The sequence below is a fragment of the Methylorubrum sp. POS3 genome, from assembly GCF_043352485.1.
GTDB lineage: Bacteria > Pseudomonadota > Alphaproteobacteria > Rhizobiales > Beijerinckiaceae > Methylobacterium > Methylobacterium suomiense.
The window spans coordinates 1,767,367-1,785,596 of the sequence record NZ_JAPRBT010000001.1; the positions used below are offsets into that span (position 1 = coordinate 1,767,367).

At 72.7% G+C, this 18,230-nt stretch carries 18 protein-coding genes and 1 riboswitch; of the genes, 6 read left to right on the forward strand and 12 right to left on the reverse strand.

What is annotated here, in order from left to right:
• Positions 1-224 precede the first annotated feature (224 nt).
• The 3 genes from gcvH to OWC43_RS08495 form a co-directional block, all read right to left on the reverse strand.
• Positions 225-587, reverse strand: coding sequence for a glycine cleavage system protein GcvH (gene gcvH / locus OWC43_RS08485; RefSeq protein ID WP_393956341.1), 363 nt, complete (start codon positions 585-587; stop codon positions 225-227).
• Between the two features lie 31 nt (positions 588-618).
• Positions 619-1,809, reverse strand: coding sequence for a glycine cleavage system aminomethyltransferase GcvT (gene gcvT / locus OWC43_RS08490; protein WP_393956342.1), 1,191 nt, complete (start codon positions 1,807-1,809; stop codon positions 619-621).
• A gap of 49 nt (positions 1,810-1,858) precedes the next feature.
• Positions 1,859-1,964, reverse strand: a riboswitch (glycine riboswitch).
• Between the two features lie 277 nt (positions 1,965-2,241).
• Entirely contained in the window at positions 2,242-2,463 is a 222-nt protein-coding gene (locus OWC43_RS08495; RefSeq protein ID WP_393956343.1) for a hypothetical protein, read from the reverse strand.
• A 144-nt stretch (positions 2,464-2,607) separates the two neighbouring features.
• Here OWC43_RS08495 and OWC43_RS08500 point away from each other — a divergent pair, with 144 nt between their 5' ends.
• Entirely contained in the window at positions 2,608-3,738 is a 1,131-nt protein-coding gene (locus tag OWC43_RS08500; protein WP_393956344.1) for an aminotransferase class I/II-fold pyridoxal phosphate-dependent enzyme, read from the forward strand.
• Positions 3,739-3,743: 5 nt separating this feature from the next.
• Here OWC43_RS08500 and OWC43_RS08505 read toward each other — a convergent pair whose 3' ends face one another.
• The 8 genes from OWC43_RS08505 to OWC43_RS08540 all read right to left on the reverse strand — a co-directional run bounded on the left by OWC43_RS08505 (position 3,744) and on the right by OWC43_RS08540 (position 11,596).
• Positions 3,744-4,817, reverse strand: a complete 1,074-nt coding sequence (locus OWC43_RS08505; RefSeq protein ID WP_393956345.1) for a catalase family protein — start codon at positions 4,815-4,817, stop codon at positions 3,744-3,746.
• Positions 4,818-4,904: 87 nt separating this feature from the next.
• Positions 4,905-6,227, reverse strand: a complete 1,323-nt coding sequence (locus OWC43_RS08510; RefSeq protein ID WP_393958517.1) for a hypothetical protein — start codon at positions 6,225-6,227, stop codon at positions 4,905-4,907.
• Positions 6,227-7,165, reverse strand: a complete 939-nt coding sequence (locus OWC43_RS08515; protein WP_393956346.1) for a tetratricopeptide repeat protein — start codon at positions 7,163-7,165, stop codon at positions 6,227-6,229. Before OWC43_RS08515 ends, OWC43_RS08510 begins: the two co-directional genes overlap by 1 nt.
• Positions 7,165-8,088 carry a VWA domain-containing protein gene (locus tag OWC43_RS08520; RefSeq protein WP_393956347.1) on the reverse strand — a complete coding sequence of 308 codons (924 nt, stop codon included), beginning with the start codon at positions 8,086-8,088 and terminating at the stop codon, positions 7,165-7,167. Before OWC43_RS08520 ends, OWC43_RS08515 begins: the two co-directional genes overlap by 1 nt.
• On the reverse strand, positions 8,085-9,107 hold the full coding sequence (locus tag OWC43_RS08525) for a VWA domain-containing protein (protein ID WP_393956348.1): 1,023 nt from the start codon (positions 9,105-9,107) through the stop codon (positions 8,085-8,087). The genes OWC43_RS08520 and OWC43_RS08525 overlap by 4 nt, the downstream gene beginning before the upstream one ends.
• 4 nt (positions 9,108-9,111) lie before the next feature.
• Complete coding sequence (locus OWC43_RS08530; RefSeq protein ID WP_393956349.1) at positions 9,112-9,579, reverse strand: DUF4381 domain-containing protein; 468 nt, start codon at positions 9,577-9,579, stop codon at positions 9,112-9,114.
• A gap of 66 nt (positions 9,580-9,645) precedes the next feature.
• Positions 9,646-10,578 carry a DUF58 domain-containing protein gene (locus tag OWC43_RS08535; RefSeq protein ID WP_137830405.1) on the reverse strand — a complete coding sequence of 311 codons (933 nt, stop codon included), beginning with the start codon at positions 10,576-10,578 and terminating at the stop codon, positions 9,646-9,648.
• 4 nt (positions 10,579-10,582) lie between these two features.
• Positions 10,583-11,596, reverse strand: coding sequence for a MoxR family ATPase (locus tag OWC43_RS08540; RefSeq protein WP_137830406.1), 1,014 nt, complete (start codon positions 11,594-11,596; stop codon positions 10,583-10,585).
• Between the two features lie 298 nt (positions 11,597-11,894).
• Between OWC43_RS08540 and OWC43_RS08545 the strand changes: the two genes are divergently transcribed.
• Positions 11,895-12,611 carry an MgtC/SapB family protein gene (locus tag OWC43_RS08545; RefSeq protein ID WP_393956350.1) on the forward strand — a complete coding sequence of 239 codons (717 nt, stop codon included), beginning with the start codon at positions 11,895-11,897 and terminating at the stop codon, positions 12,609-12,611.
• Between the two features lie 175 nt (positions 12,612-12,786).
• Here the strand turns inward: OWC43_RS08545 and OWC43_RS08550 are convergent, their stop codons facing one another.
• The gene (locus tag OWC43_RS08550; RefSeq protein ID WP_393956351.1) at positions 12,787-13,788 is read right to left on the reverse strand and encodes an Hsp33 family molecular chaperone; all 1,002 of its coding nucleotides are present in this window, start codon (positions 13,786-13,788) and stop codon (positions 12,787-12,789) included.
• A 385-nt stretch (positions 13,789-14,173) separates the two neighbouring features.
• Here OWC43_RS08550 and OWC43_RS08555 point away from each other — a divergent pair, with 385 nt between their 5' ends.
• The 4 genes from OWC43_RS08555 to OWC43_RS08570 all read left to right on the forward strand — a co-directional run bounded on the left by OWC43_RS08555 (position 14,174) and on the right by OWC43_RS08570 (position 18,158).
• Positions 14,174-15,001, forward strand: a complete 828-nt coding sequence (locus OWC43_RS08555) for a response regulator (RefSeq protein WP_393956352.1) — start codon at positions 14,174-14,176, stop codon at positions 14,999-15,001.
• 5 nt (positions 15,002-15,006) lie between these two features.
• Positions 15,007-16,134: a DUF2336 domain-containing protein gene (locus tag OWC43_RS08560; protein WP_393956353.1), complete on the forward strand. Its 1,128-nt coding sequence runs from the start codon at positions 15,007-15,009 to the stop codon at positions 16,132-16,134.
• 205 nt (positions 16,135-16,339) lie between these two features.
• Entirely contained in the window at positions 16,340-16,915 is a 576-nt protein-coding gene (locus OWC43_RS08565) for a PadR family transcriptional regulator (RefSeq protein WP_137830412.1), read from the forward strand.
• 70 nt (positions 16,916-16,985) lie between these two features.
• Positions 16,986-18,158 (forward strand): MFS transporter, encoded by a 1,173-nt coding sequence (locus OWC43_RS08570; RefSeq protein WP_393956354.1) that lies wholly within the window; start codon positions 16,986-16,988, stop codon positions 18,156-18,158.
• The last annotated feature ends 72 nt before the right edge of the window (positions 18,159-18,230 follow it).

Sequence of the window (18,230 nt, forward strand, 5' to 3'; positions counted from 1 at the left end):
GGGCAGCCGATGGCCGCGGCGTCAGGAAATGGCGGTCGAGCGGATGGCGGGTGCTCCGCTGCTCCCGTTCCCACCCATCCCCTCATCCTGAGGTGCCGGAGCGCAGCGGAGGCCTCGAAGGAGGGCTCCGGAAGTCGCATGATCCCTGGAGCCCTCCTTCGAGGCCCGCCAAGGCGGGCACCTCAGGATGAGGGGGATGGATGGGATGAGCAGCAGCGGCGGCCCTACTTCGCGAAGTCCGCGTAGGCCGTCTCGTCCATCAGCGCGTCCATGTCGGACGGATCGTCGAGCTTCAGCCGGTAGAGCCAGCCCGCCCCCTGCGGATCGCCGCCGATCGAGGCGGGATCGCTGCCGGCCGCCTCGTTCACTTCGGTGACCTCGCCGGAGAGCGGGGCGTAGACGTCGGAGGCCGCCTTGACGGACTCGACCACAGCGGCCGCTTCGCCCTTGGTGAGTTTGGCGCCGACCTTGGGCAGCTCGACGTAGACGAGGTCGCCGAGTTGCTCGGCCGCATGGGCCGTGATGCCGATGGTGGCGGTGTCGCCGTCGAGGCGCAGCCATTCGTGCTCGTCGGTGAAACGCAGCATGGTTCGGTTCTCCTGCAGAGAGGGGAGGGGATCAGCCGCGCTTGAAGCCGGCCGGGACGAAGGGAAGGCGCGAGACGACGAGCGGCAGGCGCGTTCCGCGCAGCTCGGCGAAGACGCGGGTTCCGGGGGCTGCGAGCGCCGCCGGAACGAAGCCCATGGCCACGGGGGCCTCGAGGCTCGGGCCGAAGCCGCCGGAGGTGACGTGGCCGATCGCCTCGTCCGCCGCCGCGTCCGCGAAGAGCGTCGCCCCGGCCCGCACCGGCGCCCGGCCCTCCGGCCTCAAGCCGACGCGGCGTCGGGCCGGGCCCCTGGTGATCTCCTCGAGGATCCGTGCGGCCCCCGGGAACCCGCCGGCGCGGGCTCCGCCGCTGCGGCGCACGGGGGAGATCGCCCAGGCGAGCCCGGCCTCGACCGGACTGGTGCCGGGATCGATATCGGCGCCGTGGAGCGGTAGGCCGGCCTCCAGGCGCAGGGAATCGCGGGCGCCCAGGCCCACCGGCAGCACCGATGCATCGGCGAGCAAGGCCTCGGCCAGGGCCTCGGCGGCCTCCGCCGGGACGGCGATCTCGAAGCCGTCCTCGCCGGTATAGCCGGAGCGGCTGACGAGGCAGGGCGCACCGAGGATCGCGACCTCCCGCACGTCCATGAACCGCATCGCGTCGAGATCGGCCGAGTGACCGAGCAAGCGCCCGAGGGCGGCGGCGGCGGTGGGCCCCTGCAGGGCGATGAGCCCCCCCGGCACCGGCTCGACCGCGACGCTGTCCGGCAGGGTCGCCCGAAGATGCGCGGTGTCCGCCGCCTTGTTGGCGGCGTTGACCACGACGACGAGGCGCCCCGGCAGGTGGGCCACCATCAGGTCGTCGAGGATGCCCCCGGCCGCATCGGTCAGGAAGCCGTAGCGCTGGCGCCCTTCGGCGAGCCCCAGCACGTCGATCGGGATCACCGCCTCAAGGGCACGTGCCCCCTCCGCGACCACGCCCGAGCGCGGCCGCAGCACGATCTGGCCCATATGCGACACGTCGAACAGGCCGGCCGCCCGACGGGTGTGACGATGCTCATGCAGCAGCCCCGCCGGATACTGGAGCGGCATCGCATAGCCGGCAAACGGCACCATCTTGGCGCCGTGGCGCAGATGGAAGACGTGCAGCGGCGTCTGCGCGAGCGGCGGTGCGACGGAGATGGATTCGGACGGCGACGACGCCCCGGCGGCGTTCGGACTCATCGGGCAACCCCACGACATGCGGCGCTCGCTGGCCGGTCGGCCGAGCGAGGTGCCCCCATCTGTCGCGGTTACCTGAGAGCTTCCCCTCAGCCCTTCGGGCTCAGGGTTTCTCCTTCGGTGGGCGCCGGACGGCGCCTCTCTCCAGATTGTCCAACGATACGGTGATTGTGCCTGAGAGTTTCCGGGGGTGGTTGCTCCGTCGGCGCCATAGCCCCTCTCGCGAGCGGCCTGGGCTCTCCCGTATCGTCTGTATCGGACGTGCCGAAGGTTGCACGGGGCGGCACACGGCGCAAGCCGGTCCGCGGCCGCGACCGGCTCGGTTGGGTAACAGCCGACGGTCGCTTGCAAGAACCGGTCGCGGCCCGGCGCGGCGACGGCGCGGCTGCGGGATCCCGCCCCGCGCCGGGACCGGGGCCAATCAAGCGGTGGCGATCAGCGCCGCATGCTGCGGAAGCGGCAGTAGCGGCCGAGGGCTTCGTATCCCGCCGGGCAGCGGCGCACGCAGGCGCCCGCGGCGTATTTGAGCGGCGGGGGGCAGGCCCGGCGGAAACGCTGTTCGCCGAAAGTATAATCCTGCGCGGGACCGGCCCGGACCGGAGTTGCCAGGGGAAGCGCGATCACGGCGAGGGCGATGGCGGCGAGGGAAAGGCGCATCGGTGAGATCCGGCTGGGGGCGTCGGGCGGGCAACGCCCCGGGGGCCGGTGGGTTCGGGGCCGTCGATCCTCGTGCCGTCGCCTGGGCAGGGCTCTTCCCAGGCGACGCTTGACATCGCCCGCTCCCCCGTCGCTTCAGGCATCATGTCCGACAGCCTCGACGCCTTCGCTGCCGAAAAACTCGCCGGCCTCGACGCGGCCTCTCTGCGCCGTCGCCTCGTCCCCACGGCCCGAGGCCCGGCGGCCGGGGCGGAGCGGGCGGGGCGCACGCTCGTCTCATTCTCGTGCAACGATTATCTCGGCCTGTCCCACGATCCGCGGGTGATCGCCGCCGCCGCCGAGGCGCTCGCCCGCTACGGTGCCGGCGCCGGCGCGTCGCGGCTCGTCACCGGCAACAGCCCGCCGCTCGCAGCGCTGGAGGAGCGGCTCGCCCGGCACAAGGGCAAGGAGGCGGCCCTGGTGTTCGGCTCCGGCTATCTCGCCAATCTCGGAATCGCGCCGGCCCTGGTCGGCCCCGGCGACCTGATCCTGATCGACGAACTCGGCCATTCCTGCCTGTTCGCGGGCGCGCGGATGTCGGGGGCGCGGGTCGAGGTATTTCCCCACAACGCACTCGAGGCCCTTGAGGCGCTGCTGCGCGCGCATCGTGGATCGGTTCGGCGCGCGCTGATCCTTACCGAGCGGATCTTCAGCATGGACGGCGACCGCGCGCCGTTGCCCGAGATCCTGACGCTGGCCCAGGATTACGATGCCTGGACGCTCGTCGACGACGCCCACGGCCTCGGCGTGGTCGAGCCCGGACCTCGGGCGCCGCTGGAGATGGGCACGCTGTCGAAGACCCTTGGCTCCTACGGCGGCTATCTCTGCGCCTCGCGGGCCGTCATCGACCTCCTGACGAGCCGGGCGCGAAGCCTCGTCTACACCACCGGTCTGCCCCCGGCCTCGGCGGCGGCGGCGCTGGCGGCGCTGGCCATCGTCGAGAGCGAGCCTGAGCGCGCCGCCCGGCCGCTGGCGCTCGCCCGCCGCTTCACCGCGCAGCTCGGTCTGGCCGAGGCGGAGAGCCCAGTCGTGCCGGTGCTGGTCGGCGAGGCCGAGGCCGCCCTGGCCCTGTCGGCGGCTCTGGAGAAGCGCGGCTTCCTGGTGGTGGCGATCCGCCCCCCGACGGTGGCGCCGGGCACTGCCCGCCTGCGCGTCGCGTTCTCGGCGGCCCATAGCGAGGAGCAGGTCGATGCCTTGGCCGACGCCCTCGCCACCCTGGCGCCGGACCGGCGCTGACCGGATTATCGCCGGCCCGGCTCGTGGATCGGGCAGCCGTTATGCTCGGCGCGGAAACCGGCGGAGGCCGGGTAGGCGACGCGGCGTGCCCGCATGATCGCGCCGAGCGGACGGTGCGCCTCGATCCCGTGCCAGGGATTGAAGGCGAGCCCGTCGTCGATCCGCCGCACCTTGTCCTCGCTCCAGGAATCCTGGCGCGGCACGGTGAGCCGCGCCACCGCGACGTAGGGGCTCTCCTCCTCCGGCCATGGCACGGAGGCATCCTCGACCGGCATCGAGTCCTCGCCCGTGCGCAGCTGCGCCCGCAACTCCCACATGCCCTCGTGCTCGGCGAAGAAGGCCCTGACCGCCTCGCGCAATCCGTCCGGCTTGCCGTTGACGTTGAGGGCGGCGCCGGTCAGCGCCGTCAGCTCGGGTGAGACGGGGGCGACGGCGACCTTGGCGACGTAATCGCCCCAGCGCACCGGCACCTGACTGAAGAAGGTCTCGCCGAGGATATGCGTCTCGGGATGGCCGCCCATGGAGATCAGGGTCGGGCTCTTGGTGCCCACGCTCTCCAGAACGGTCTCGACGCCGCGCAACACGGCGGAGAAGGCCTTCTTGAACATCTGCGGGGTGTCGGTCGTGGCCGCCAGCAGCTTGAGGCTCTTGAGGAAGGCCGCGTCGTCCGGCGCCGTGAAGGCGGGCGCATTGGCCATCACGAAATCCTGCGTCGTGCCCTCGGCCCCGGGCAGCCGTTCGCCCTCGATGCCGACGAGCTTGAGCGCGAGCCCCCGCGGGGTCGACACGCTGTCGTCGAGGATGTCGCCGGGATTGGTCGAGAAACGCAGGATCGCGTCGTAGGTGCGGGCCTCCGCGAAGGCACCCTGCGCCAGTTCGAGGGGCAGATCGGGCAGAACCTCCAGCCGGCCCTCCAGCAGGCCGTGGCTCTTGGCGTGCACCCCGCGTACCGCCCGGCCGTAATCCTTGAAGGTGGTGCCCTGAATCTTGGCGAAGGTCGCCAGCATCTGCGCGTGGATGTCGTCCTCGTCGGTGCGGAGCTGCTCGACGGAGGGGTGATAGGGGATCGGAGCGTTCACGCACCTTCTCCGTGGAACCGGCCGCCCCTGGACGGAGCATTTGCCGGAACCAACCCGAGGTGAAACGTGGCCGTTCCGGCGCTCCGCTCACGCTTTCGCGACGGGACCGTCGAGGGGGGCGAGCCGGGGCTCGGGCGCGAGCGGACCAGTCGCCGGCCGCCGGGATCGGGTCAGCGCCTGGGCCAGGCGGGGCAGATCCCCCGAAGGCGGCGTGGACACCGTCGGATCCTGGCCGAACAGGCGCGCGTCGAGGGCTTCGAGATCGCGGGCGATCGCTGGGTCCGCCCGCCAGAGGGCGGCGAGCTCGGGATGCGCGCGCATCGCCTCGCCCAAGGCCGCGCGGAAGGCCCGGGCGTCGTTCGCGGCGGCCGCCCGCTTGAGGGCGCGCGCCTCGCCCCGGTCGAGGCGCCAGCGACCCTGCCCGGCGCCGAAGCCGATCAGGGCGAGCCCGAGGCCGAAGGCGGCCAGGGCCGCCGCCGCCAGCACCGGCCAACCCGCGGGGGCGGGCGGCTTCAGATCCTCCTCCCGGTCGGGCAGGCCGCCGCCGATCTGGCGGGCCGGGATTTCGGCCTCGCGCATGGTGCGCGAGACGGTGTCGAACCAGGGGATCTTGATGGCGTCGAGCGGGATCACCTCCGGCACGCCGGGCTTCACATCCCATTGATAGGTCGCCCGCGCCACCGGGCCGGAGGGCGTGATGATCGTCTCGCGCTTCACGGGGCCCGCGAAGGTGACGATGCCGCGGGTGCGCATCACCGGGCGCGGCGGCAACCCCTCGGCCAGCATGCCCTGCGCCTCCAGCACGACGATGCGCCGGGCGGTCTCGCCCATCTTGATCGTCTCCGGATCGGGATCCCAGTGATCGGTGATCGAGACGTCGCGGGCGGGCAGCCACCAGGGCTCGGGCGCGTCCGGCCCGCCGCCCTCGCCGGTCCAGGTCGCCACGGGGAAGGGCACCGGCTCGGAACGGACGTCGACCTGCTTGCGCTCGCCGTTGTCGTTGATGGTCAGGCGGTGGATGAACGGATCGATGGTGAAGGTGCCGGTGTGCTGCGGGAACACCGCGATGGTGCGCTGGAATTCCAGGGCCATCTGCCCGTCGGGCATCCGGGTGCGGCCCCAGGTGTCGCGCCCGAGCTGGGTCCAGGAGAAGTTCACCAGCGCGGGCTGGCGCACATCCTCCAGGAGGATCTGCGTGCGGTAGACCCCGCGCAGGCGCAGCAGCACCATCTCGCGGGCATAGGCCGCGCCGCCCGGGGGCAGCTCGGGCGTCACCGTGAAGGTGAGGTCGCCGGGATCGATGGCGCTGGCAGGGGTGGCGAGGAGGAGCAGGGGCAGCAGGAGAGCTGCGACCCGACCCCGCTCCCGAAGAGCGGCGAGGGAAAGAGCGCGGAGCGTTCGCGACAGAATCACCACGGGTTGCTGCCTCCCGGGATCGCGGTACCGGCCTCGACCCGGCGGGCCTGCTCGGCCTTGAGGCGCAGCTTGAGGAAGCGGCCGGGCTCGTCCGGCAAAGTCTGAAGCCAGAGCCGGTCGGGATGGATCTCGTGCGCCTCGAAGCTCTTCGTCACGCGACGGGCTTCCTTCTCCGGAGCGGCGGCAACCATGGCCGAACCCGCGCCCTGGCGCCCGCGCCCGGCGGCGTCGCTCGCCGAGCCGCGGGCCTGCCCCTTGCCGGACTCGATCGATTGCTGCTCGGACTTGCCGCGGCGGGCGACCGGGCTGGTGCCCGGCAGGGAGGCGGAGGAGCCCGCCTCCTTGTTGCCGGCCAGCCCCTCGCCGCTGGCGGTGGCCTTGATGTCGTCGTTCTGGTCCTGGTTGGCGGTGTTGCCGTAGCGGGCGCCGTACTGGGCCGAGGCGTTGGCGATGCCGCCGCCCTTGCCTCGATCGATCTCTTCCTCGAGCGCCTTGGCGATGAGCGAGCGATTGGCCTGGGCGTCGGCGTCGCGCGGGTTGTAGGCCAGGGCCTCGTCAAAGGCGTCGAGCGCCCCCTTGAGGTCGCCCGAGCGGGCGAGGGCGTTGCCGAGATTGTAGGCGCCGCGCCGCCCCTGCGTCCGGTAGATCGCGATCGCCTCGCCGTAGCGCCCGGCCTCGTAGAACGCGGCGGCGCGCCAGGCCGGCTGATCGAAGACGGAGAGCGCCGCGCCGGGAAAGCCCGTCGCCAGCAGCGTGCGGCCGAGCAGGGTGCGCGGCTCGGAGATCAGCAGCAGACCGAGGATGCTCGCGGCCGCCAGGGCCAGCCCGCCGAGGCGGGCGGCCTTGCGCCAGTGGCGTGGGAAGGCGCCGGGGGCGAGCCGGCCCAAGGGCCGCGCGGTGGCGAGCGTGCGGGGATCGAGGGGCGCCGTCATCACGCGCTCCGACGGAACAGGAGGAGGGCCGGCACCAGCGCCAGCAGCAAAAGCCAGCGGCCGAGATCGGCGAAGGCGAGCACGCCGTAGCCGCCCGCGGCGAGGTGCTGGGCGGTCGAGGCGCCGACCCGGTCGAGCACGGCCTGCGGCGCGTCGATATCGGCACTCTTGCCGCCGCCCGAAGCGGCGAGGCGATCGAGGGCGGTGCGGTCGGTCGCGGGCGCGCCGGGGGGCAATGCCTTGCCGGCCGGCACGAACAGGCTGTGCAACTGCCAACCCTTGGCCCGGATCGCCGCCGCCTCGCGTTCGGCGGCCTGCCCGATCCCGTCGCCGTCGGTGATCAGCACCACGTCGGCGGCGACGACGTTGGCCTCGGCCAGGATCCGGCGGGCCAGCGCGAGGCCGCGCTCGGGATGGGTGCCGCGATCGGGCACGGTGTCGGCGTCGAGGGCGAACAGGGTGGTGCCGATGGCGTCGCGGTCCGTGGTCGGCGAGACGGCGGTGTAGGCGTCGCCCGCATAGACCAGGAGCGCCACCGAGCGGGTGCCGGCGGCCTCCGCCACCGATTCCGCCGCCTGCCGCGCCTCCTTGAAGCGGCCGCCCTCGGTGACGGAGCGGGACAGGTCGAGCACGATCACCGTGGCGTCGAGGTTGCGGAAGGTGGTGGCCTCGGGCCGCTCCACCGCCGGGCCGGTCAGCGCGACGGCGAGGATGCCGGCGGCCAGAGCCGCAGCGAGATTGGCCTGCCGCCGCCCGCCGAGCACCGCACCACGGCGGGCATGCAGGGCCATCAGCGCGGGATCGACCGCCTTGGCCCAGTCGCCGAGCGGGGCCGAGCGCCACGCCGCCCGCAGGGCCAGGACGACGACGACGGGCACCGCCAGGAACCAGAGCGGGCGCAGCAGGGTCAGGCTCTCGATCATAGCCGGCGCCTCGTCGCCAGCAGCGCACCGGCGCAGAGCAGCGCCAGGGCTCCGGGCCAGGGCCAAAGATCCCGCCGCAACGGCAGCGGCGGGGCCTGGGCGCGTCCGCCCTCCAACGTGTCGATGGCGTTGGCGACGCTCTCGAGATCGTCGGTGGACTTCACCCGGAACGCCCGGCCGCCGCTCGCCTCGGCCATCGCCCGCAGGGTCTCGACATCGACGACGTCCTGCTCGTTGTTCGGATTGTCGGCCATGTCGATCGGCCCCAGCGCGATGGTGTAGACCCGCACGCCGAGATCCTTGGCGAGTTCCGCCACCTCCTTCGGTGCGGTCTGGCCCGCATTGTTGGCGCCGTCGGAGAGGAGCACCACCACCTTGTCGCGGGAGGGGGGAGGGCCGCCGCCCTCGGCATTCGCGACTTGGGCCGGCGCCAGCCGCTTGAGGGCGAGGCCGAGGCCGTCGCCGATGCCGGTGGAGCGGCCGACGAGGCCGATGGTGGCCTCTTCCAGGGTGCGGGCGACGCTCGCGGTGTCGAAGCTGGGCGCGGCGGCGACGAAGGCCTGATCGGCGAACTCGACGAGGCCGATGCGGTCGCCGGCGCGACGGCGGATGAACTCGGCACCGACCCGTTTGACCGCGGCGAGGCGGCTCACGGTCTCGCCGTCGAGGGCGAAATCCTTGCGCTCCATGCTGCCCGAGAGATCGAGCGCCAGGATGATCTCGCGGCCCGAGGCGGGAAGCGCGGTGGCGGGCAGGACGAGGCGCGGGCCGGCGAGCGCCACCACGAGGGCGACCCAGAGCGCGCCGGTGAGCCAGAGGCGCCGCCGGCCGCGGGCCGCGATGGCGCCCGCGCTCTCGGTGTCGCCGACGAGGGAGGGCGGCACCCGAAGCGCCCCGCTGCCCCCCTCGCGCTCCGGTGGAATGAGCCGGGCGGCCAGCAGCGGCAGGGGCAGCAGCAGCAGCGCGAGGGGCGTGGCGAAGTCGAAGGCCGAGGCGAGGGCGGTGAGCCAGGCGGGCATCGGCTCAGGCCCTGATCCGCGAGAGGAGACGGGTCAGGCCGCTATCGATCGCGTCCGGGTCGATGGAACCGGGACGCCGATACAGACCCTCGGTGAAGGCCTGCCCCGGGCCGTTGCGAAAGAAGTCAGTGGCGAAGGTGGCGTCGAGCGTCTCGGCCCAGGCGGGCCCGCGGGCGCGGGCGGCCTCCTCGCCCTTGAGGGTGCGCACGAGGCGGCGCAGCAGGCGCGCCTGGGCCACCCGCCGGGGCTCGGGCGCCAGCCCCCGTGCAAGCGCCAGTTCCCGCAGGGCCGCCCGCCGTACGGAGGCACCGCGCCGGGCCCGGAGAATGCGGATCAGACCGACGAGGAGCGCGAGGCCGAAGCCGAGGGCGATGGCGGCCACGACTTCGGGCTGTACCACCCCGCCGCCCCCGGAGGGCAGATGGAGGCCGCGCAGGGCGGAGAGGTCGGGGGGAGGGGCGCCGGCGGTCATCCCTCTTCCCTCTGCTCCGCAGGCGCCGTCCCTCGCGGAGGGGTGAGGATCACGCGGCTGCGCCCGTCACAGCACCGCATCGAGCCGCTCCATCAGGGGGGCGTAGCTCTCCGGGCCGCCCTCCACGTCGATGCGCAGGCCCTCGACGCCGCAGGCATGGAGCTTCGCGAGACGGTCGTCGGCCTCCGCCGCGGCCGGGGCGGTGCGGCCTGTCTGGACGGTGCCGCGACGGCCGTCCGGCATGGCGTAGGGATAGAAGCCCGGCGGGCGGATGCGCTCGAAGGCGTCGCTGACGAGGAGCAGCCGGATCGAGAGCCGCTCGGCGATCGCGGTGAGCAGGCTTTCCATCTCGGGGCCCGGCGCGTCGAGGGCGCTGGCGATCACGAGATGCCCGCCCGACGGCAGCAGCGAGCGGACGAGGGCGAGGGTGTCGGTGAGCGGCGGGTCGTCCTTGCCGGATCCCGCCAGCGCCGCGGCATGGGCATGGGCCAGCGCCCCGGTCACCGCCGTCATCGCCCGCTCGCCGCCGGCCGGGCGCACCACGGCGGGCTCGCCCGCCGAGGCCACGATCAGGCCGATGCGTCCCCCGTCGCCGACGATGCGCCAGCCGAGCAGGGCCAGGGCCTCCGCCGCCGCGACCGAGCGCAGGGCGCGGCGCGTGCCGAACAGCATGGAGGGCCGGAAATCGGCCATCAGCACCACGGCGCGGTCGCGCTCGTCATGGTGGGTGCGCACGTGCAATTCGCCGGTCCGCGCGGTGGCGTTGCGGTCGATGAAGCGGCGATCGTCGCCCTCCGACCATAGGCGCACGTCGTCGGGCTCGGAGCCGCGACCGCGCTTCCGCGTGACGATGCCGCCGGGCAGCCCGGCGATGGTCTTGGTCGAGGGCGAGACGCCGCGCCGGGCGAGATGGCGCAGGCTCATCAGCCCGGCACCCGAAAGATGGATACCGGGGGCACCGAACGGATCGTCGGTCGCGGGCGCCGCAGTGGCGGTCATGCGGCTACAGCGCCCGTGTCCGCTCGACCAACCCGGCGACGATGCCCCGCGTGGTGCGCCCCTCGGCGGCGGCGCGCCAGGTCAGGCCGATGCGGTGCGAGAGGGCGTCGGCGGCCAGTTCCGCGATGTCTTCGGGCACCACGTGGTCGCGGCCGTGGAGATAGGCGCGGGCCTTGCCGGCCACCATCAGGGCCAGCGTGCCGCGGGGCGAGGCCGGATGCTCGATCGCCGCGCGCAGCTCCGGGGACACCGCGTCGGTGCGGGTGCCGGCCACCAGCCGCACGAGGTAGTCCTTGAGCGCGGGGGAGACGTAGGTGGCGAGCGCGGCCTCGCGGGCGGCGATCACCTCCGCCACCGACAGCTTCACCGGCATCGCGTCGGCATGGTGGTTCAGCTCGCCCTCGACGAGGTCGAGGATGCGCCGCTCCGAGGCCTCGTCCGGCATCTCGACGACGACGTGGAGCAGGAAGCGGTCGAGCTGCGCCTCCGGCAGGGGGAAGGTGCCGGCATGCTCGATCGGGTTCTGCGTGGCCACGACCATGAACGGGTCGGGCAGACGGTGGGTGTGGCCCGACACCGTGATCTGGCCCTCGGCCATCGATTCCAGCAGCGCCGACTGCACCTTGGGCGGCGCGCGGTTCACCTCGTCGACGAGGATCAGCGAGTGGAACAGGGGGCCGGGCAGGAACTCGAACGTGCCCGCATCCTGGCGCCAGACGGTGGTGCCGGTGAGGTCGGCGGGCATCAGGTCCGGCGTGCATTGCACGCGGGCGAAGGAGCCGTCGAGACCGTCCGAGAGCCGCTTCACCGCGCGGGTCTTGGCGAGGCCCGGTGCGCCCTCGATCAACAGGTGGCCGCCGGTCAGGAGCCCGATCAGCAGGCGCTCGACCAGCTTGTCGGCGCCGATCAGCCCGTGGGCGAGCCCGTCGCGGAGCTGGAGGAGACGGTCGCGCACGCCGGATCCGGAGGACGGGGCGGGTGCCTTCGCGGGCGCTTCGGCGAGAGCCTGACCGCTCATGCGCGCACGTCCGCAGCCAGGGTCGGATTCGACCTCGGGGCGTCCGCAGAAAGGGCGGCCTGCCTCATGCGCATCTCCTCGGCATGGGCTTATTCTTAGGATGCCCATAGCATGTCCGGTGTGCCTGCAGCCGCGCCGTGCCGTCAATCCCACGGCACGCCGCAGCCGCCCAGGTCGGGCGATTTGCCCGTAAGACGGCATCCCTGTCGGTTCGCCAGGTTGCGAGACCTCGCCGAACGGCGTCACGCAAGCGTCATGCTCGTCCGTCAGCGGAGAGCGCCCACGAACACGGACGACGATGCCAGGCCCCTTCTCCTTTCCGACGCCCGAAACCCTCAACTCGGCAATCAGCCTCGCCACCGCCTTCGGCCTCGGGACCCTGATCGGCGTCGAGCGGCAGTACCGGCAGCGGACGGCGGGCCTACGCACGGCGGTGCTGGTGGCCCTGGGGGCGGCCGCCTTCGTCGATCTCGGCATGCGGCTCACCGGCGGCGACGGCGCGACCCGCGTCGTGGCCTACGTGGTCTCCGGCATCGGCTTCCTGGGGGCCGGCGTCATCATGAAGGAGGGCATGAACGTGCGCGGCCTCAACACGGCCGCCACGCTCTGGTGCTCGGCCGCGGTCGGCGCCTTCGCCGGCGCCGATCTGCCGTTGGAGGCGACCTTCGTGACGGTGGCGGTGCTGGCCGGCAACACGCTTCTGCGACCGCTGGTGAACCTGATCGATCGCATCCCGATCGACGAGAGCGCCACGGAGGCGACCTACGAGGTGCAGGTGACGGTGGCCCCGGACCATTCCGGTCCCGCCCGCGACCTCTTGGTCGAGCGGTTGGAGGCGGCGGGCTACCCCGTCAGCGCCATCGAGGTCGAGGAGCGCGGCGAGGAGGCGGTCGACGTGATCGCCACGCTGACCGCCACGACGGTGCGGGCGAAGGATCTCGACGCGGTGACGACCGCGCTGGAGGCCCGGCCCGAGGTGCGCCATGCGACTTGGTCGGCGCAGTCGGGGGATTAACAGCGGAAGCCGCACCCCCTCCCATCCAACCCCCTCATCCTGAGGTGCCCGCCTCGGCGGGCCTCGAAGAAGGGCTCCAGTAGACGCCCGGCCGGCTGGAGGCCGCCTTCAAGGCTTCACCTTCGGCTGTGCATCTCAAGATGACGAATGGGTGGAAGGAGCGAGGCAGCGGCCCTCACGACGCCGCCGCGATCTCCTGCTCCACCGCGGCCGGATCGAGCACGTAGCGGCGCGAGCAGAACTCGCAGGTGATCGCGATGCTGCCGTCATCGGCCACCATGTCCCGCCGCTCCTGGGGGCTGAACGAGCGGATCATGCCCATCACCCGCTCCTGCGAGCAGCGGCAGCGCTCCACAAGCCCCTGAGGCTCGAACACCCTGACGCCGCGCTCGTGGAACAGCCGGTAGAGCAGCCGCTCGCTCGACACCGCCGGATCGATCAACTCGTGGTCCTCGATCGTGCCCACGAGGCTGCGTGCCTCTGTCCACGCATCGTCCTCGCGCGGTTGCCCGGTCAGGATATCGTGGCCCTCCGGCGCGTCCCCGGGGGGCAGGTCGGCCTGGCGCAGGCGATCGGGGGAGGTCGGTAGGAACTGAACCAGCAGCCCGCCCGCGCGCCAGCGGCTCTCGCCACCCTCCATCTGCTCGGCGACGGCGAGGCGCACCAGCGTCGGAATCTGCTCCGATTGGCGGAAATACTGATGCGCCGCCTCCTCCAAGCCCTGGCCGTCGAGGGGAACGACGCCCTGGTAGCGGCTCTGGGTCGGGCCCTGGTCGATCGTCATGGCGAGATGGCCGCGCCCCATCAGCTCCGCGGCACGCGCCTTCGGGCCGAGCGCGGCCACGGCCTCCGCCTCGAACCGGGCGGTGGCGCGCAACCGGTCGGGGGCCTCGAAATCGACCACGAGGAGCCCCACGGGCCCGTCGCTCTTGGTCTGAAGCTGGAAGCGGCCTTCGAGTTTGAGCGCGGAGCCGAGCAGGGCCGTCAGCGCCGATGCCTCGCCGATCAGACGGGCGACCGGATCGGGATAGCCGTGGCGACGCAGGATCGTGTCGATCGAGGGGCCGAGCCGCACCGCGCGCCCGCGCAGGTCGAGCGCCTCGACGGCGAAGGGCAGCACGGCATCGTCGCCGCCTTCGAGCGCGGTCGTGGAGGAGGGGGCGTGTCCGGAGCTCATGGGCTCGTCTTCCGTTTGCGGCTTGGGTCCTGCGGGCGGGGGGCGCGGTGCCGAGGGGCAAGGTTCGGGCAAGGGCCCGCCTCGGGAGCGAATTCACCATATGGGGCCTGCGCCGCCGCAACGCGAGCCCGAGGATCGCCCCCGGTGACGGCGCCGATGCTGCGGCCCCGCCGCTCGCCTATTCCCGATGCCTTCCATGCACGCGACGCCTCGGCCGCGCGACGGCCCACGCCCCGCCGCTCGAATCTCTCCTGCGATGGCGCCGGTGCAGGCGAATGCGGCATTCCGCGCGATCACGAAAAAATGTTTCTTAGGAACCCTTCTCTATTCTGGCGCCAGCGGGACAGGCTGGCCCGACCGTCCCGGCCCGAGGGGATCCGGCCCTTTGCGCGCACCCACCATCCTGGTCGCCGACCCCGACGAGGAGGCTCGCCTCGCCCTGGTCGAAGCGGTGCGGCGGACGGCGCCGGACGCGGTCGTCATCGAGGCGGCCGACGGTCTCGACCTCGGTCGTCTGCTCACGCGCGAGCGGATCGACGTGCTCTTCATCGACGTGGCCTTGCCGCAGACCAACGGCGCCGACATCGCCCGCTGGCATCGGTCGAGCACGCCGCAGGGGTTGATCGTCCTCGTCACCGATATGCTGGCGCCGCGCTGGTCCTCCGTCGCCACGCGGCTCGGCGCCTACGAGGTCATCCTGAAGCCGCTCGGCGACCATCACATCGCCCGCGTGCTTGAGGCCGCCCGGGCCATCGCCCGCCGGATCGATCTGCTCGTGGTCGATCATGGTCGCGCGACCCGCACGCTGATCCGGAAGCTGCTCGAACAGAGCCATTTCAGCTTCAACATTCTCGAGGCCGCGGGCGGGCGGGAGGCGGTGCGGCTGACCGAGCGGCGCGCCGTCGATCTCGCCATCATCGAGATGGATCTGCCGGACTATCCCGCCCTGGAAGTCGCCTGCCGCATCAATGACCGGCATCCCGAAGCGCGTCTGCTGATGATGGGCGCCGCGATGGAGGAGGGCATGCGGCGCCAACTCGCCACCTTCGGGGCGTCGGGCTTCCTGCGCAAACCGTTCCACTTCTTCGATGTCGACAAGGCCGTGCACGAGAGTCTCGGCCTCTGGCATCCCTATCTCATCAACGCCCAGAAGCGCGACGAGGCCCTCGCCGCGGAAACCGTCATGCCGCCCCTGCGGCAGCAGGTCGGCTGAGCGGCGTGACCGCGCCGCTCTCTCCCCGGGTGCAGCTCGATGCCTTCATCGCCCGGATCGAACAGGCCGTGCGGGACGGCGACCGCGCCCTGCAATCGCAGCTCGTGCTGCAATCGGCCGACCTCCTGACGCGGCGCTGGTCGCGGCTGCCGGTCGCGGAGAAGCCGGCCTTCGACGCCCTGCTCCTGGGCCTGTGCGGGCAGATCGATGCGATCGCGCGGGAGGCCTTCTCCGAACGGCTCGCCGATCTCCGCCTCGGACCGCCCCGCACCACGCGGGCCCTGGCGCAGGATGCGTCTGCCTCGATCGCCGCCCCGTTGCTGAAGCGCTGCGTCAGCCTCCCGCCGGACTGCCTGAGCGCGATCGCGGCGCAGGGCAGCGAGGCGCATCGCTTCGCCCTGGCATCCCGCGCCGAGCTGGCCGCAACCGTGACCGACATCCTCGTGCGCCGCGGCGGCGGGGCTGTCGCCGCCCGACTCCTCGACAATCCGGGGGCTCGCCTCTCCGAGATCGGCCTCGCCGGTCTGATGGAGCATGCCCGCGAGAGCGAGGCTGTCACCCTCCGCCTCGTGCTGCGGCCGGACCTGACGCCGACGCACCGCTCGGCCCTCCGTGCACTGACCCGGACACGGGCGCTGGCCGAGCTTCGGTTCGACCTCGATGGCGACGATGCCGGCGAGACCCTGATCGCGACGGTCACCGAGATCCTCGCCCAGCCGGTCTCCGAACCGCGGCTGTCGCGGTTCGGGGCATCCGAAGCCTTCGTGCGCCAGCGCTTCGCGGCGGCGCCGCCCGAGATGGGGCATTTGCAGCGCTGGGCGGTCCTGCGCCGGATCGAGGACGTGCTGGCCGGTCTCGCGCGCGCCGCCGGACTGCCGCTGCCCCTCACCGTCGCGGCCTTCGATGCGGCGGATCCGTCGGCGCTCACGGCGATTCTGCGCGGGTTGGAAGCGCCCTGGACCCTGCTCAAGACCCTGCTGATCCTGCGTCACGGCATCGACGGTGCCGCCGCGATCAGCGGCAGAGCCTATGCGTATCACCGCCGCCTCGGCGCGCTCGCCGCACGCCGCCTGATCCGCCTCGCGGCCCTCGACCGGGGTCATCTCGCCTTTCCCGACGCGGATCGGGTGTAGCGGCCATTGCGTCCAACCCGCCTCGTCGCGCGGCCGATCCTGCTTCGAGGAACGAGGCGCCGGGCGGTCCCGGACGGGGGCAAGCGCTGGCACCGTCCCATCGCGCCGCGCCAATGGCATCGCGGATGCCTTCCTCTCGCGATTGACAAAGATATATCTTAGACGCATCACAACGATAAACGTCATTTCGTCGATGGAACGCGTCATGAGACATGGCATGGAGCACGGGCACGGCCCCCATCGTGGCCGCCGACACGGTCCGCCCGGCTGGGAGGAGGACGGGCAGGGAGGCTTCGCCCGCGGGCCGCGCGGTCGCGGCGGGCGGCGGCGGATGTTCGACGCGGGCGAGCTGCGCCACACCCTGCTCCTGCTGATGGAGGGCGGGGAGCGCCACGGCTACGATCTGATCCGCGAGATCGAGGGGCTCACCGGCGGCGCCTACGCGCCGAGCCCCGGCACCATCTACCCGACCCTGACCCTCCTGGAGGAACTCGGCCATGTCGAGGCGAAGGCGTCCGAGGGCTCCCGCCGCCTGTTCGCGATCACGGCCGACGGCCTGTCCCACCTGAGCGCCCACCGCGCCGAGGCCGAGGCGGCCCTCGAGCGTCTGCGCGCGCTGGCGGCGGGCGAGGGGCCGTCCGCGGCTGATCCGGTCTGGCGGGCGATGCAGAACCTCAAGACGGTGCTGGGCCAGCGCCTCCCGGGCCAATCGGACAAGGCCTTCCTGTTCGAGGTCGCCGATCTCATCGACGAGGCCGCGCGCAAAATTGAGCGTCTCTGACCCGGCCCCGGCCATCCCGCGGGAAGGGAGATGGCCGGTCGGGCCCGGGCCCTCGTGGGCGCTCGGGCTCGTGCCGTTCTTCTGCCTCTCCGTCACCTTCGGGGCGACGCTCGGCTTCCTGGCGAGCGGGGCGCCGCTGATCCTGCGCGTGCGCGGGGTCGAGCTCGCCGAGGTCGGCCTGCTGCAGCTGATCAACCTGCCGGTCGGCCTGACCTTCCTGTGGGCCGTCGGGATCGATCGCCTACGCCTGCCGATCCTGCCGCACCGGCTCGGCTGGATCGTGCTGATGCAGGGATTGGGGATCGCCCTGCTCGGCGTGCTGAGCTTCGGCGAGGCGTGGCCGCTCGCCACCCTGTTCGTCCTGGCGCTCGCCACCTGCTTCTGCCTCGCCACCATGGACATCGCCCTCGAGGCCCTGGTGGTCGAGACGGTGGGGCCGGAGCGGCGGCCCTACGTCACCTCGGCCAAGCTCGGGGGGGCGTCGCTCGGCGGCCTCGTCGGGGCGGGGGTCCTGATCGCGGCCTATGACCGGATCGGCTGGCAGGCCGCGGTCCTGACGGTCGCCGGGTTGAACGCGCTCTGCCTTCTGCCGATCCTGCTCTATCCCGAGGGTCGCCTGCGCCGAAACGGTCCCGCGCCGGAGCGCCGGATCGGTCTCGCCCGGCTCAGTCGGTTGAGCGGGCGCGTCCTGGTGCTCGGCCTCTATTTCGCGGCCCTGTTCGCGCTGACCGGAATCAACAGCCTCGCCCTGATCGATCTCGGCGTGCCGCTCGCCCAGGTCGGCCTCGTCACGGGCAGCCTGGCGGCGGGCATCAACCTCGTCATGGCCCCGGTCTCCGGCCTGCTGGTGCGCCGGTTCGGCATCGTGCCGCTCATCACCGTCTCCGCCACGGGGGTCGGCGCCGCGGGAATCGTGATGCTCGGGGCCTGCGCCCTCGGTTCGGGCGGGCTCGGCATCGCCGCGGCGATCCTCGCGACGCTCTGTGCCGGCGGCCTCGGCGTACCGGTCTTCACGATGATCTATCGCTGGGCCCAGGGGCCGCAGCCGGCGACCGATTACGCGCTCCTGTTCGGGGCGGCGTTCTTCGCCGCCATGCCGCTGCGGGTCGGCGCCCCGGCGCTCGCGGGCGTCGTGGGCTGGCCCGCCTACTTCGCCCTGTGCCTGCCGCTCTACGGGATCGCCGTGGCCCTCCTGCGCCGGGTCATCACCCGTACCCTCGACGCCGACCGGGCAGCGGCATGAGGGCACCCCCGTGTCCCGAGGGCTGGCTCGCGGGCCGACCCTTCGCTATCCGGCGCCCAGCGCCCTCGTTCG